This window comes from Streptomyces sp. NPDC055254 (assembly GCF_053606025.1).
In genome coordinates this window covers 213265-227845 of sequence record NZ_JBSGQV010000006.1, presented here as the reverse complement: position 1 = coordinate 227845, position 14581 = coordinate 213265, and the positions used below count along the sequence as shown (strand labels likewise).

Below are 14581 nucleotides of genomic sequence, written 5' to 3'. Positions count from 1 at the left end.
TCCACACCTGAGGAAAAGACAGAAGATCTGTGGATAACTCTGTGGAGAGTTGACGCCGGTGTGATCAGGTGAGTGCGGCCGTACGGGCCAGGACGACCGCCCCCGCCAGCAGGAACACCCCCGCACAGGTCCCCCACTGGACCAGTGCGCGCTTGCGGCCGGTGGCGGGCGCGAGCATGCCCAGGGCCACCAGCGCGCCCGTGACCAGGCCGCCCACGTGGGCCTGCCAGGACACGTGGAGGCCGCCGCCGATCGGTACGAAGGTCAGGAACAGCATCAGCACGACCATCACGATCACCGGCCGCATCTCGTACCGCAGCCGGCGCGCGAGTACGACGGTCGCGCCGAGCAGGCCGAAGACGGCTCCGGACGCCCCCAGGGTCGGGGTGTTGGGCGCGGTCAGCAGGTAGACGAGGGCGCTGCCGCCGAGGCCGGACAGCAGGTAGACGGCGAGGTAGCGGGCCCGGCCCAGCGCTGCTTCGAGCGGACCGCCGATCACCCACAGGCCGATCATGTTGCCGATCACGTGCCACCACTCGACGTGCAGGAAGACCGAGGTCAGCAGGCGGTGGTACTCGCCGGTGGAGACCCCCTCCGCGGGGCCGCCGAAGGACAGGACGTACCGGCCGAGCAGCTCCATCGGGACGACGATCGAGGGCACGACCTGCGCCAGGAGGAACACGGCCGCGTTGATGCCGATGAGGATCTTGGTGACGCGGTGGGGATCGGCGGCCACCACCCCGCCCGCGACGGTGCGCGGGGCGTTCGCGCCCGGGCGGTGGCCCGTGCCGGAGCCCTCGCGGACGCATTCGGGGCACTGGAAGCCGACCGAGGCGCTGATCATGCACTCGGGGCAGATGGGACGCTCGCAACGGGTGCAGCTGATCCCCGTGTCGCGGTCCGGGTGGCGGTAGCAGCCCGGCAGGCGGTCGGTGTCCATCGGTCCCCTCGATCAGCGGCGGGGCCGGGATGCGCGCCCCGCCGATCCGGTATGTATCCAGGACGGACGGGCGGGGCGGAAAGGTTCCCGGGTCAGCGCTTCTCGACGACGACCGACTGGATGATCACGTCGTCCAGGGGGCGCTCGGTGCGCGGGTTGGTGGGGGCTCCGGCGATGTGGTCCACGACCTTCCGGCTGGCCGGGTCGGTGACCTCGCCGAAGATGGTGTGCTTGCGCGTCAGCCAGGCGGTGGGGGCGACGGTGATGAAGAACTGCGAGCCGTTGGTGCCCGGCCCGGCATTGGCCATGGCGAGCAGGTAGGGCTTGGTGAAGGCGAGGTCGGGGTGGAACTCGTCGGCGAACTGGTAGCCCGGGCCGCCGGTGCCGTTCCCGAGCGGGTCGCCGCCCTGGATCATGAAGCCGCTGATCACGCGGTGGAAGACGGTGCCGTCGTACAGGGGATCCGTGGTCTTCTGCCCGTCGGTGGGACGCGTCCACTCGCGGGCGCCCGTGGCCAGTTCCACGAAGTTGCGTACGGTCTTCGGGGCGAAGTTCGCCAGCAGCTCGATCTCGATGTCGCCCTTGCTGGTCTTCAGGGTGGCGTAGAGCTTCTCGGCCACGGGTCTGCCTTCCATAGTCATCACTGTCGGTCCAGATAGTCGCACGGAGCGCAGCCCGCCACTGAAAATCCGCCACCCGTATGCCTTGTCACGCATGCTCCCCGGCGGTGCGGCAGGCATGATCCGACAAAGGGTGGAAAGGTGAACTGTGTCCGCCACCGAGGAGGAGGATCCCGTGACCCGCAAGGACAGCGCACGCCTGGCCGCCGAGAGCGCCAGGGAGAGTGTCCGATACGCGGCGGAAGTGGTGGCGCCGTACGCAGAATCCGCCAAGGATGCCGCGGTGCACTACGCGCATGAGGCGAATGAGCGGCTGGCGCCCATGGTGTCGCACGCGGCCAACGAGGCCGCCCGACAAGCCCGCGTGACGTACGACTGCCATCTGCAACCCATGCTCAAGTCGGCGCGCGCACACGTGCCGCCGAACGTGGACCGGGCGGCGGCGAGGGCCGTCGAGCAGACGCGCCGGGCCGCCCGGCAGGCGGCCGACTACACGCAGCCGAAGATCGAGAGCGTCATCGTGGCGGCCACTCCGGCCGCCGAGGAGGCCGCGTCCCGCTCGACCGCGGCGCTGGCCGCCCTGCGCGGACAGGTGACGGCCCAGGAGGTGCGCCGGCTGGTGCGGCGCCACGAGCGGCGGGCGCGCCGCGGGCGGGCCCTGCGCGGGGTCGCGATCGCCGGCGTACTCGCGGGCGCGGCGTTCGCGGCGTGGAAGTGGTGGGACCAGCAGTCGAATCCGGACTGGCTCGTCGAGCCGCCGGCGGCCACGGAGGTCCCGGCGCGCGACACCGGCACGACCAGCTTCGACGACGAACTGGCGGAGAAGGAGCGCGAGGCGGACTCGGGCTCGGGTCCGAGCCCGCAGGACAAGCAGCTCTGACCCGTCCGTCCGCAGCGTTCGAAGGGGCCCGGATCCACCAGGATCCGGGCCCCTTCGGCGTGGCGGCGCGCGCCGGGTCGGCCGGGCGCGGGCACGTCAGCCGGGGAGGTGGAGGACCGTGCCGGGGCGGATGAGGTCGGGGTTGGGGCCGATGACCCCCTGATTCATGGCGTAGAGCTCGCGCCAGCGGCCCTCGTTGCCGAGCTCCCGGCGGGCGATCGCGGAGAGCGAGTCCCCGGTTTGGACCGTGTACGTGCGCTTCTTGGCGGTGGCGGCCGGCTCGGGGGCCGCCGGAACGGCCTTGTGCGCGGCCGACATCGGGGTCGGGGTGTGGGGCGCGCCGGGCCGCGTGGAGGCCGCCGCCGGCTTCGGTGGCACGGCGGCTGGCCTGGGAGTGGCGGGAACGGCCTTGTGCGCGGCCGACGTCGGGGTCGGGGTGGCGGGAACGGCCTTGTGCGCGGCCGACGTCGGGGCCGGGGCGGCGGGGGCCGGCTTGGGCGGCGCGGCGGCCGCCATCCGCTCGGCGGCGGCCCTGGTGGCCGACGCGGCGTCGGACGCGGTGCTCGTGGCGGCTGCCGATCCGGCCGTCGCCTGCTGCTGATTCTGCTCCCGCGCCTTGTCGGCGTCCTCGTGCGCCTTCTTCTTGTCGGACTTCAGGAAGTCGAAGAGTCCCATGTCTGTACGCCTCCGCCGTGTGGTGCCGCCGGGCTCGGTGCCCCTCGTCCCACTGTCGGACACGGTGCTTGCGACGGCCCTGTGACGGGGCCGTCCGAGGGACCCAGGCGCGGGAGGGCGCCGTCACTGCCGGTACCCCCTGGCCCTCGCGATCGGCGCCGCACGGCTGCTGACCGACGTCGCGGTGGCCGTGACGCTCCCGCGGGGCGATGTTTCACGTGAAACATCGCCCCGCGGACAGGAGCGGGCCTCCTGGTAGCGTCCGGAACATGCCCGAGCTCATCACCCCCACCGCCCGGTTGTACCCCTCCTGGACCGCCGCGCGCGCGGAGTGGGGCGAGGACGCCCACATGGACGGGAGTGGGCTCGGCGCCCAGGACGACGTGGAGGACCCGGAGGGCTTCGAAGCCTGGGTGCAGTGGCTGCGCCGGTGCTCGGACCGCACGGCCCCGGTCGAGCCGGGCCGGGTCCCCGCCACCTACTGGTGGATCGCCGAAGGCGACACCTACCTCGGCTCCATCGACCTGCGCCACTACCTGAACGCCTTCCTCCTCGACGCGGGAGGCCACATCGGCTACAGCATCCGCCCCTCGGCCCGCCGGCGCGGCCTGGCCACCTGGGCGCTGCGCGAGGTGCTCCACGAGGCGCGGATCCGGGGAATGGACCGGGTCCTGCTGACCTGCGACCCCGACAACGAACCTTCGGTGCGCACGATCGAGCACAACGGCGGGGTCCTGGAGGACGTCCGGGAGACCTTGATCGGTCCCAAGCGGCGCTACTGGATCGATCTCCAGCCCCGGTGACGGATACCCGCCCTCGCCACTTCACCTGGCTGGTCACCGGGCGGCGCCTCCTGCACGCCGTCCCGCGCGACAACTCGGACTTCGCCGCCCAGGGCTGCCTGACCCTGCGGTCATCTCCGAGGCCGAGCAGCCGCCCGGCCAGGGCGCGCTCGTCGTGCGCGACCCGTCGATGGTGAGCTACCTCTACCGCTCCCGGGAGAGCGTCTGGGAGTCCGCCCGCCCCTTCGGCGACGCCGTCACCTCGCCGATCCCGGCGGCGAGGAACTCGCCCAAGGGCGAGCTGCGCCGCTCCATCCCGCGCCGGCTGGAGATGGGCACGAAGGACGAGGTGTCCGCCCGCCGTCTGGCGAGGCAAAAAGCCCCCTTGAACTGCGTTTTCGCAGGTCAAGGGGGCCTTCCAGGAGTGGAGCCTAGGAGATTCGAACTCCTGACATCTGCCTTGCAAAGGCAGCGCTCTACCAACTGAGCTAAGGCCCCGGAATACGGACGCACCCGTCCCTCGTACGAGGAGGGGTCGTTCCGCAGAACAGAGTACCGGGTGTACCCCCTCTTCCCGCAAAATGATAGGGACTCCCGCCCCGCGACCACGCTCCGTAAGATGCTCGCGAGGTTCGCACCAGCGAAGGGGAGTACGAAGAGTGGACGCAGTACAGCAAGAGGCCACGGCCAGAGCCAGAGAGCTGCAACGGAGTTGGTACGGGGAGCCCCTGGGAGCGCTCTTCCGCCGGCTCATAGATGACCTCGGCTTGAACCAGGCCCGCCTCGCTGCCGTCCTCGGACTGTCGGCGCCCATGCTCTCCCAGCTGATGAGCGGCCAGCGCGCCAAGATCGGCAACCCGGCCGTGGTGCAGCGCGTCCAGGCCCTCCAGGATCTCGCCGGCCAGGTGGCCGACGGGAGCGTCAGCGCGGTGGAGGCGACCGACCGGATGGACGAGATCAAGAAGACCCAGGGGGGCTCCGTCCTCAGCAACAGCGGCCAGACCCCCACCAGCTCGGGCGCGCCCACGGTCAAGCGGGTCGTCCGCGAGATCCAGTCGCTCCTGCGGTCGGTCTCCGCGGCCGGGGACATCATCGACGCGGCGGCCTCGCTGGCCCCCAGCCATCCGGAACTGGCAGAGTTCCTCCGGGTGTACGGCGCGGGACGCACCGCCGACGCGGTCGCCCACTACGAGGCGCACCAGAACTGACCGCACGCACGGCGACGGGGGACGGGGGACGGGCGCAGCGATGGGTAAGATCTTCGCCGGCCGGTACGAGTTGATCGATCCGATCGGGCGCGGCGGGGCGGGCGCCGTGTGGCGGGCCTGGGACCATCGCCGCCGCCGGTACGTCGCCGCGAAGGTCCTGCTGCAGAGCGACGCGCACACCCTCCTGCGGTTCGTGCGGGAGCAGGCCCTGCGGATCGACCACCCGCACGTACTGGCCCCCGCCAGCTGGGCAGCCGACGACGACAAGGTCCTGTTCACCATGGACCTGGTCGCCGGGGGCTCCCTGGGGCACGTGATCGGGGACTACGGCCCCCTCCCGCCCCGTTTCGTGTGCACGCTGCTCGACCAGCTCCTGTCGGGGCTCGCGGCGGTGCACGCGGAGGGCGTCGTCCACCGCGACATCAAGCCGGCCAACATCCTGATGGAGGCCACCGGAACCGGGCGGCCGCACCTGCGGCTGTCCGACTTCGGCATCTCCATGCGCAAGGGCGAGCCCCGGCTGACCGAGACCGACTACGTCGTGGGCACGCCCGGATATTTCGCCCCCGAGCAACTGCTGGGCGCCGAGCCGGACTTCTCGGCCGACCTGTTCGCCGTCGGACTGGTCGCGCTGTACCTCCTGCAGGGCCGCAAGCCCGATTCCCGGGCCCTGGTGGAGCAGTTCACCGCCCAGGGCACCCCCGGCGCCCCGGAAGGCGTCCCGGCGCCGATCTGGGACGTCGTCTCCGGTCTGCTGCAGCCGGACCCCCACAGCCGGTTCAAGACGGCCACGGGGGCCCGCAAGGCCCTGTCCCAGGCCGTGGAGCTCCTGGCGGCCGCCGGCGACCGGGACCTGGTGGAGGTCTTCGACCAACTCGGTCCGCTCCCGGCCGGTTTCGGACCTCAGGGCCCGCTGGGCCGACACCGGGAAGAATCGGCCCCGAGCCGCCCGGGCCCGGCCGTCGCCGGGCCGCCCACGGCCCCCTCGTACCCCCTCGGCGGACCGGCGGCGACGGCGGCGGAGCCCACCCGCACCGACCCGCGCGGCGCCCTCTCCGGCGGCCCGGCCGCGCCCACCCCTCCGGGACACCCCGCAGGCACCCCGGCAGCGGCCCTGACGGGCGCACAGGGCGCACCCGGGGCACCAGGTGCGCCTGGGGCACAGCGCCCGCCGCAGGCCCAGGGCGCGCGGGGCGTGGCGGGCGGCCCGGGCGGCCACCCGCCGCGCCCGGCCGTCCCGACCCAGGGGTCCGCGTACGGACCCGCCCCGGGGCCCGGGCCCGCACCCGGGCCCGCACCGGGACCCCCGTACGGGCCCGCCTCCGGGCCCTCGTACGGACCCTCGGAGACGGGCAGTTTCCACCTCCCGCCCCCGACGCCGTACGGGTGGCGTCCGCCGGCTCCCGCGGACCTCGCCGCCCCGGCGCCGCGCCCCGCCGCCGTCGCCCCGCCCACGGCCCGGGTGCGGGCCGCGGTCGTCCTCGCGGCACTGCTCTGCTTCGCGGTCGGCGTCTGGGCCCTCACCCGGATGTGACGGAACGGCCCCGGCGGGCCAGCAGGATCCAGCCGCCGAGCCCGGCCAGCAGCAACGTCCCGGTACCGAAGCCCGCGGCGGCGACCACGCGCATCGCCGACCGGTTCGCCGCGGCGTCGGCGGCCTCCGGGGCGGTCAGCCCCTCCTCGGCGGCGGCCCGGTCCGCCCCGCCGACCCCGAACCCGCTCGCGGCCAGGCCCTCCTGGTACGCGGGCCCCGCGGCGCCCCGGCCTGCCACGTCCATCCGCAGGGTCAGTGGCACGGGCTGCGCGTCCTCGGTGAACTCGCCGACCTTCCCGCCCATCGTGACGGCGAGGTAGTACCAGCCGGCGAGCGCCACCGAGTGGACGGTGCGCTCGCTGGCGTAGCGGTTCTCGTAGGCGACGGGCGCGGTCCTCCCCAGGGTCACCCCGGCCTGCTCGCCGTCGTACGAGGCGTCCTTGGAGGTGACCAGCTGGCGGTAGGGGTTGTAGAGCGAGACGCTGAGCCCGCCCGGGGCCGAGCCGGACTCCTTCGTCATCCTCGCCCCGGCGAGTTCGGCGCCGACGCCGAGCTGCTGCCCCCAGTCCAGCGGGACCCGGTAGAAACGGGTCTGCCCCGGCCGCAGGTCGTCGCGGAACACCCCGGCGCCCAGGGCGCGGGCGTCGTTGAAGCCGGTGCCGCCCGCGCGGGCCGCGGGCTCCGTGCCCGGAAGCACCGGGGCGGCGGAGGGCCGGGGGTCGGGCGCGCTCGTGGGTCCCCCGGGGCCCCGCGCCGGCTCGCGCTGGACGCGGAGTTCGAGCGGCCAGGGGCTCTGGTCGGAGCCCTTGGCCGAGGTGCGGGTGACCTTCACGTAGTACACGCCGGCCGGGGCGCAGACCGCGTCCTCGGCGCCCCAGCGGATGCCGACGGCGCTGATCGGCACCGGGTCGTAGCCGAAGTCCGCCCGCCCCGGGTTGCCGGGGCAGGCCCGCCCCTCCGTGGTCATGACCTGGACCGCGATGCCGTCGCTGTAGCTCACCTCGGCACCCGCGGCGGGCCGGGCCACGGCGGAGACGTAGACGTTCGAGCCGTCCTTCTCCAGCACCAGCCGGTAGAGGCGGTCCCCGGGAGAGATCGTGTCCGCGTAGAGGTTCCCGACCGCCAGCTGCGGGGCGTCGGCCGTGGAGGGTTTGCCCTCGACCTTCTTCGCGCCGTCCGCCGCCCGGTACGCGGGCACCGGCTCCGGCGCCACGGGCGCGGCCCCCGCGGCCCCCGGAGGGAGCGCCGCCAGGAGCACGGCCGCCGCTCCGGTCCCGGCCACCGCCCGCACGTTCCGCCGTACCCGACCCATCACGCCCACCCCGAGTTTGCTAGCGCAAGCCAAATCTTTTCATAACGTAACTTTTCACCACAGAACAGCACAAAGCCCCGGCCGCAGCGGCAGTCGGGGCTTCGAGCGATCAGCTTTCGGTCTCACACACCGGAACCAGAGGGCACGGAGTCAGTTGCCTCCGTCCACAGGTCCTGCTCGGCGCGGTCCGCCTGGATCTGGCGGTACACGAGGAGCCCGCCGATGGCGGCCAGTGCGACCAGGAGCAGCTTCTTCACCGCGCGACCTCGTCTTTCGTTGACGTTGGGGACTTATGGCCGCCAACAATACACACCGACCGATACCGATCGGTGACCTGCCGACCCCTCGGACGGCCCAACGAAGAAGACCCCCAGGCCTCGGGCCTGGGGGTCTTCGACACTGTGGGGCTAACAGGATTTGAACCTGTGGCCTCATCCTTATCAGGGATGCGCTCTAACCAACTGAGCTATAGCCCCATCCGCGCTGCGCGCTGACTCCAGAAGATTAGCGCACAGACGCGGTCAGTCCAAAATCCGTTGTCCGGAGCCGTCTGCGCAGGTCATCCGCGCGTCATCGGCACCCCGTGCGGAGGTCTCCGGAGCTCACTCGTCCTCGGCGAGCGTGAGCTCCACACCGCCGACGAAGCCCGCCGACAGGTTGTAGATGAAGGCGCCCAGCGTGGCGAGGGCCGTCGCCAGCACCACGTCGATGACCGCGATCACCGACGTGAAGACGATCACGCGCGGCAGCGACAGGAACGACTGGAGGTCGAAGCCGTTGCTCTCGTTCGAGCCGGTCGCCTCGCTGATCGTGCCGCCGACGGTCGAGAAGACACCCATGGCGTCCATGACCATCCACAGCACCACCGCCGCCACGATCGTGCAGATGCCGAGCGCGATCGACAGCAGGAAGCTGACCTTCATCACCGACCACGGGTCGGCCTTCGTCACCCGCAGCCGCGCCTTGCGGGTCCTGGGGGCCGTACGGGCCCCCGTACGCGGCTTGCGCTGCGCCGCCCCGCCCACGCCGCCGCGCGGCGCTCCCGGGCCCGAGGGCGCCGAGTAGGCCTGCGGCGGCTGGTACGGCGGTGCCGCCAGGCCGTGGTCCGGTCCCGCGCCGGCCTGCGGCTGCGGTCCTCGGGTGTCCGTCACGGTTCCCCCTTGGGAGTCCGCGGCAGGGCCACGGGCACCGTTCTCTCCAGTCATGGCCGGTCCGGCGCCCGTGGCTCCACTCACGACTTACTCCTCGTGCTCCCCGGCCGAGGGCTGCGTGCCCCCGGCGGCCTCGGCGGCCGGTGCGTCGGCTGCCTCGGTCCCGATCTCTGTCTCGATCTCGTCGACCTCGTCAGCTTCCTGACCGGCCTCGGCGTTGCGGGCGATGCCCACCACGGCATCCCGCTTGCCCAGGTTGATCAGCTGGACGCCCATGGTGTCACGGCCGGTCTCCCTGACTTCGTTGACGCGCGTACGAATCACACCACCGCCGAGGGTGATGGCGAGAATCTCGTCCGTTTCGTCCACCACGAGCGCCCCGACGAGGGACCCGCGGTCCTCCACGATCTTGGCTGCCTTGATGCCCAGACCACCGCGGCCCTGGACGCGGTACTCGTCCACCGGCGTCCGCTTGGCGTAGCCGCCGTCGGTCGCGGTGAAGACGAACGTACCCGGCCGGACCACGCTCATGGAGAGCAGTTCGTCGCCCTCGCGGAAACTCATGCCCTTCACGCCCGAGGTCGCCCGGCCCATCGGACGCAGCGCGTCGTCGGTCGCCGTGAAGCGGATCGACTGCGCCTTCTTGCTGATCAGCAGCAGGTCGTCCGCGGCGGACACCAGCTCGGCGCCGATCAGCTCGTCGTCGCCGCCGTCCCCGGTCTCCCGCAGGTTGATGGCGATGACACCACCCGATCGGGGCGAGTCGTAGTCCTTGAGCGCCGTCTTCTTCACCAGGCCGCCCTTGGTGGCCAGGATCAGGTAGGGCGCCGCCTCGTAGTCGCGGATCGCGAGGATCTGGGCGATCTTCTCGTCCGGCTGGAAGGCCAGCAGGTTCGCCACGTGCTGCCCGCGGGCGTCGCGGCCCGCGTCCGGGAGCTCGTACGCCTTGGACCGGTAGACGCGGCCCTTGTTGGTGAAGAACAGCAGCCAGTGGTGCGTGGTGGACACGAAGAAGTGGTCGACCAGGTCGTCCTGCTTCAGCTTCGTGCCGCGCACGCCCTTGCCGCCGCGCTTCTGCGAGCGGTAGTCCTCGGTCTTGGTGCGCTTGACGTACCCGCCGTGCGTGATCGTGACGACGATGTCCTCTTCGGCGATCAGGTCCTCCATGGACATGTCGCCGTCGAAGGGCACCAGCTTGGAACGCCGGTCGTCGCCGAACTTCTCGACGATCGCCGCCAGTTCCTCGCTGACGATCGAGCGCTGGCGCTCCTCGGAGGCCAGGATCGCGTTGTACTCGTTGATCTTCGCCTGGAGCTCGTCGTGTTCGGCGACGATCTTCTGCCGCTCCAGCGCCGCCAGGCGGCGCAGCTGCATCTCCAGGATCGCGTTCGCCTGGATCTCGTCGATCTCCAGCAGGCCCATCAGGCCCTCGCGCGCGATCTCGACCGTGTTGCTGCGCCGGATCAGCGCGATGACCTCGTCGATCGCGTCGAGCGCCTTGAGCAGGCCGCGCAGGATGTGGGCGCGCTCCTCCGCCTTGCGCAGGCGGAAGCGCGTGCGCCGGACGATGACCTCGATCTGGTGCGTCACCCAGTGGCGAATGAACGCGTCGATCGACAGGGTGCGCGGCACGCCGTCCACCAGCGCCAGCATGTTCGCGCCGAAGTTCGTCTGCAGGTCGGTGTGCTTGTAGAGGTTGTTCAGCACGACCTTGGCGACCGCGTCGCGCTTGAGCACGATGACCAGGCGCTGGCCGGTCCGCGAGGAGGTCTCGTCGCGGACGTCGGCGATGCCGCCGACCTTGCCGTCCTTCACCAGGTCGGCGATCTTCTGCGCCAGGTTGTCGGGGTTGGTCTGGTACGGGAGCTCGGTGACCACCAGGCACTGGCGGTTCTGGATCTCCTCGACCTCCACCACCGCGCGCATCGTGATGGAGCCGCGACCGGTCCGGTACGCCTCCTCGATGCCCTTGCGGCCCACGACCAGGGCGCCGGAGGGGAAGTCCGGTCCCTTGATCCGCTCGATGAGCGCGTCCTGGAGCTCCTCGTGGGAGGCCTCCGGGTGCTCCAGCGCCCACTGCGCGCCCGCCGCGACCTCGCGGAGGTTGTGCGGCGGGATGTTGGTGGCCATACCGACGGCGATGCCGGCGCTGCCGTTGACCAGCAGGTTGGGGAAGCGCGCCGGCAGGACCGTCGGCTCCTGGTTGCGGCCGTCGTAGTTGTCCTGGAAGTCGACGGTCTCCTCGTCGATGTCCCGGAGCATCTCCATGGCCAGCGGCATCAGCTTGCACTCGGTGTAGCGCATCGCGGCCGCCGGGTCGTTGCCCGGGGAGCCGAAGTTGCCGTTGCTGTCCACCAGCGGCATGCGCATCGACCACGGCTGGGCCAGGCGGACCAGGGCGTCGTAGATCGAGGTGTCGCCGTGCGGGTGGTAGGTGCCCATGACGTCGCCGACGACGCGGGCGCACTTGTAGAAGCCCTTCTCGGGCCGGTACCCGCCGTCGTACATCGCGTAGAGCACGCGCCGGTGGACCGGCTTGAGGCCGTCCCGTACGTCCGGCAGCGCGCGCGAGACGATGACGGACATCGCGTAGTCGAGGTAGGAGCGCTGCATCTCCGTCTCGAGCCCGACGGGCTCGATGCGCACCACGGGCTGTTCCTCCGCCGGGTTCTCGGCGGTGGGGGTGATTTCGTCGGCCATTGCTGGTCAGAAGTCCTTTCAGGCAGTCAGCTGAGCCGACTCAGATGTCGAGGAACCGAACGTCCTTGGCATTGCGCTGGATGAAGGAGCGCCGCGCCTCGACGTCCTCGCCCATCAGCACCGAGAACAGGTCGTCGGCCTGCGCCGCGTCGTCCAGGGTGACCTGGCCGAGCACGCGGTGGTCGACGTCCATGGTGGTGATGCGCAGTTCCTCGGCGTTCATCTCGCCCAGACCCTTGAAGCGCTGGATCGAGTCTTCCCTGATCCGCTTGCCGTTCTGCTTGCCGAGCTCGACCAGGGCGTCGCGCTCGCGGTCCGAGTACGCGTACTCGAAGTCGTCGCGACCCCACTTGATCTTGTACAGCGGCGGTCGGGAGAGGTACACGTGCCCGGCCTCGACCAGCGGCCGCATGAAGCGGAAGAGGAAGGTCAGCAGCAGGGTGTTGATGTGCTGGCCGTCGACATCGGCGTCCGCCATCAGGATGATCTTGTGATAGCGGAGCTTCTCGATGTCGAAGTCCTCGTGCACCCCGGTGCCGAACGCCGAGATCAGCGCCTGCACCTCGGTGTTCTGGAGGATCTTGTCGATACGGGCCTTCTCGACGTTCAGGATCTTGCCGCGGATCGGCAGGATGGCCTGGTACATCGGGTTGCGGCCGGACTTGGCCGAGCCGCCGGCCGAGTCGCCCTCGACGATGAAGATCTCGCACTGCGTCGGGTCGTTCGACTGGCAGTCGGACAGCTTGCCCGGCAGCGAAGCGCTCTCCAGCAGGCCCTTGCGACGGGTCAGGTCACGGGCCTTGCGGGCCGCGACGCGCGCCGTGGCCGCCTGGATCGACTTGCGGATGATGTCCGCGGCCTCGTTCGGGTTCCGGTCGAACCAGTCGTTGAGGTGCTCGTGCACGACCTTCTGCACGAAGGTCTTGGCCTCCGTGTTGCCCAGCTTGGTCTTCGTCTGACCCTCGAACTGCGGCTCGCCGAGCTTGACCGAGATGATCGCCGTCAGACCCTCGCGGACGTCCTCGCCGGCGAGGTTGTCGTCCTTCTCGCGGAGCAGCTTCTTCTCGCGCGCGTAGCGGTTGACCAGGCCGGTCAGCGCCGCACGGAAGCCCTCCTCGTGCGTACCGCCCTCGTGCGTGTGGATCGTGTTCGCGAAGGAGTAGACGCCCTCCGTGTACTGCGAGTTCCACTGCATGGCGATCTCGACCGAGAGCATGCGCTCCTTGTCCTCGGCCTCGACGTCGATGACGGTCGGGTGGATCAGCTCGCCCTTGCGCGAGTTGAGGTACTTCACGAAGTCGACGATGCCGCCCTCGTAGTAGTACTTCACCGTGCGCGCCGCGGGCTCGGTGACATCCGCGTCCGGGTCGTCCGCGCCGACGGTCGCCTTCGCCGACTCGCGCTCGTCGGTCAGCGACAGGGTCAGGCCCTTGTTCAGGAAGGCCATCTCCTGGAAGCGCCTCGAGAGCGTCTCGAAGGAGTACTCGGTGGTCTCGAAGATGTCGGGGTCGGCCCAGAACGTGACCGAGGTACCGGTCTCGCCGGTCTCCTCGTTCTTCGCCAACGCGGCGGTCGGGGCGCCGAGCTTGTAGTCCTGGGTCCAGCGGTAGCCGTCACGCCGGACCTCGACCGCGACCTTCGTCGACAGGGCGTTCACGACGGAGACGCCGACGCCGTGCAGACCGCCGGAGACGGCGTAGCCGCCGCCGCCGAACTTGCCGCCCGCGTGCAGGACGGTCAGCACGACCTCGACGGCCGGCTTGCCCTCGGACGGGACGATGTCGACGGGGATGCCGCGGCCGTTGTCCACGACCTTGACACCGCCGTCGGCGAGGATCGTCACGTCGATGGTGTCCGCGTGCCCGGCGAGCGCCTCGTCGACCGAGTTGTCGACGACCTCGTAGACGAGGTGGTGCAGTCCGCGCTCACCCGTCGATCCGATGTACATGCCCGGCCGCTTGCGGACCGCGTCCAGGCCCTCCAGGACCTGGATGTTGCTGCCGGTGTACGAGGACTGGTTCGCCCCACCGGCCTCGCCCTCGGCGGTGGACTCGTTCTTGTCGTTGGGGTTGCCGGAATCGGCCACGAAGCGCCCTTTCTGGCACAGCACAGGCCGTACTCCGGGCCAGCAGGCATGCGAGCGGGAGCGGCTGCGTCGATCTGCGTTGTCAGCGTTTGTCAGCGGTACTCAACAGGTGATCCCGCGATTGGGCGGGATTGGGCTCCAGTCTACCGGTACCACCGACATGAATGGGGGTTTGCCGGTACCTGAGTCCGCATGTGCCGCCCTGAACCTCCTCTCTCCGACTCCCCATATGCGGGAAGGGGCTCAAAGAGGCTCACACGGGCATCCAGCGCTTCGGGCTGTCAACCTCCGGCTACCGTGAGGGACGCCACCCGGGGCAGGACTCGGGCGAGGGGGTACCGACCGGTAGCAGACGCGCTGTCCCCAGCCTGTGGAGAACCGGCGCGGGCCCGCCGGGGCCGCCGCCCGTACGCCCCGCCCGCCGATCCACCGGCTGCGCGGGCCGGGCTCCTCGCGGGCCGGGCCCCGGCCCGGACGGCCGGGAAAACGTGGCGACCTTGCCCGGGTCGGCGGCCGGCGTCTGCGTACGCGGCGAAGGCCCTGCCTCGGGCAGCGGGACCGCCTCGCGGCCGGGGGTCGTTCCGTGGTCGGCCCGGCCCCGGTGCCCGGCGCCGGGGGCGGGGGGGGCGGGGGGTGCCCGGGGGGGGGCCGCGCGGAGGGGGGGGGGTGTTGGGGTGGCGGTTGTCGGTCGGG

13 protein-coding genes and 2 tRNA genes are annotated in these 14581 nt (G+C 71.2%); 4 read left to right on the top strand and 11 right to left on the bottom strand.

Features of this window, described 5'->3' with window-relative positions:
• Positions 1-64: 64 nt before the first annotated feature.
• Positions 65-940 (bottom strand): rhomboid family intramembrane serine protease, encoded by an 876-nt coding sequence (locus tag ACWFQ8_RS09415; protein WP_453785583.1) that lies wholly within the window; start codon positions 938-940, stop codon positions 65-67.
• Between the two features lie 92 nt (positions 941-1032).
• Complete coding sequence (locus tag ACWFQ8_RS09410; protein ID WP_453785671.1) at positions 1033-1560, bottom strand: peptidylprolyl isomerase; 528 nt, start codon at positions 1558-1560, stop codon at positions 1033-1035.
• Positions 1561-1708: 148 nt separating this feature from the next.
• Here ACWFQ8_RS09410 and ACWFQ8_RS09405 point away from each other — a divergent pair, with 148 nt between their 5' ends.
• Complete coding sequence (locus ACWFQ8_RS09405) at positions 1709-2440, top strand: DUF5324 family protein (protein ID WP_453785582.1); 732 nt, start codon at positions 1709-1711, stop codon at positions 2438-2440.
• Positions 2441-2536: 96 nt separating this feature from the next.
• On the opposite strand, the gene ACWFQ8_RS09400 is transcribed toward ACWFQ8_RS09405, so the two are convergent.
• Positions 2537-3115 (bottom strand): LysM peptidoglycan-binding domain-containing protein, encoded by a 579-nt coding sequence (locus ACWFQ8_RS09400; RefSeq protein ID WP_453785581.1) that lies wholly within the window; start codon positions 3113-3115, stop codon positions 2537-2539.
• 269 nt (positions 3116-3384) lie between these two features.
• On the opposite strand from ACWFQ8_RS09400, the gene ACWFQ8_RS09395 reads away from it, so the two are divergent.
• Positions 3385-3918, top strand: coding sequence for a GNAT family N-acetyltransferase (locus ACWFQ8_RS09395; RefSeq protein ID WP_453785580.1), 534 nt, complete (start codon positions 3385-3387; stop codon positions 3916-3918).
• Between the two features lie 183 nt (positions 3919-4101).
• On the opposite strand, the gene ACWFQ8_RS09390 is transcribed toward ACWFQ8_RS09395, so the two are convergent.
• Together ACWFQ8_RS09390 and ACWFQ8_RS09385 are read right to left on the bottom strand one after the other, a co-directional pair.
• On the bottom strand, positions 4102-4236 hold the full coding sequence (locus ACWFQ8_RS09390) for a hypothetical protein (protein ID WP_453785579.1): 135 nt from the start codon (positions 4234-4236) through the stop codon (positions 4102-4104).
• A gap of 86 nt (positions 4237-4322) precedes the next feature.
• Positions 4323-4395 (bottom strand) — tRNA-Ala (locus tag ACWFQ8_RS09385).
• A 161-nt stretch (positions 4396-4556) separates the two neighbouring features.
• Between ACWFQ8_RS09385 and ACWFQ8_RS09380 the strand changes: the two genes are divergently transcribed.
• Positions 4557-5105 (top strand): helix-turn-helix domain-containing protein, encoded by a 549-nt coding sequence (locus ACWFQ8_RS09380; RefSeq protein ID WP_453785578.1) that lies wholly within the window; start codon positions 4557-4559, stop codon positions 5103-5105.
• Between the two features lie 40 nt (positions 5106-5145).
• Complete coding sequence (locus tag ACWFQ8_RS09375) at positions 5146-6639, top strand: protein kinase domain-containing protein (RefSeq protein ID WP_453785577.1); 1494 nt, start codon at positions 5146-5148, stop codon at positions 6637-6639.
• On the opposite strand, the gene ACWFQ8_RS09370 is transcribed toward ACWFQ8_RS09375, so the two are convergent.
• The 6 genes from ACWFQ8_RS09370 to gyrB form a co-directional block, all read right to left on the bottom strand.
• Positions 6626-7921 (bottom strand): hypothetical protein, encoded by a 1296-nt coding sequence (locus ACWFQ8_RS09370; protein ID WP_453785576.1) that lies wholly within the window; start codon positions 7919-7921, stop codon positions 6626-6628. The genes ACWFQ8_RS09375 and ACWFQ8_RS09370 overlap by 14 nt on opposite strands.
• Positions 7922-8073: 152 nt before the next feature.
• Positions 8074-8208 carry a DLW-39 family protein gene (locus ACWFQ8_RS09365; RefSeq protein WP_208809277.1) on the bottom strand — a complete coding sequence of 45 codons (135 nt, stop codon included), beginning with the start codon at positions 8206-8208 and terminating at the stop codon, positions 8074-8076.
• Between the two features lie 145 nt (positions 8209-8353).
• Positions 8354-8427: transfer RNA gene (locus ACWFQ8_RS09360), tRNA-Ile, on the bottom strand.
• Between the two features lie 126 nt (positions 8428-8553).
• Positions 8554-9102: a DUF3566 domain-containing protein gene (locus tag ACWFQ8_RS09355; protein WP_453785575.1), complete on the bottom strand. Its 549-nt coding sequence runs from the start codon at positions 9100-9102 to the stop codon at positions 8554-8556.
• Positions 9103-9189: 87 nt separating this feature from the next.
• Positions 9190-11802 (bottom strand): DNA gyrase subunit A, encoded by a 2613-nt coding sequence (gyrA, locus tag ACWFQ8_RS09350; RefSeq protein ID WP_453785574.1) that lies wholly within the window; start codon positions 11800-11802, stop codon positions 9190-9192.
• A gap of 40 nt (positions 11803-11842) precedes the next feature.
• Positions 11843-13912, bottom strand: a complete 2070-nt coding sequence (gyrB, locus tag ACWFQ8_RS09345; RefSeq protein WP_453785573.1) for a DNA topoisomerase (ATP-hydrolyzing) subunit B — start codon at positions 13910-13912, stop codon at positions 11843-11845.
• Positions 13913-14581: the final 669 nt, after the last annotated feature.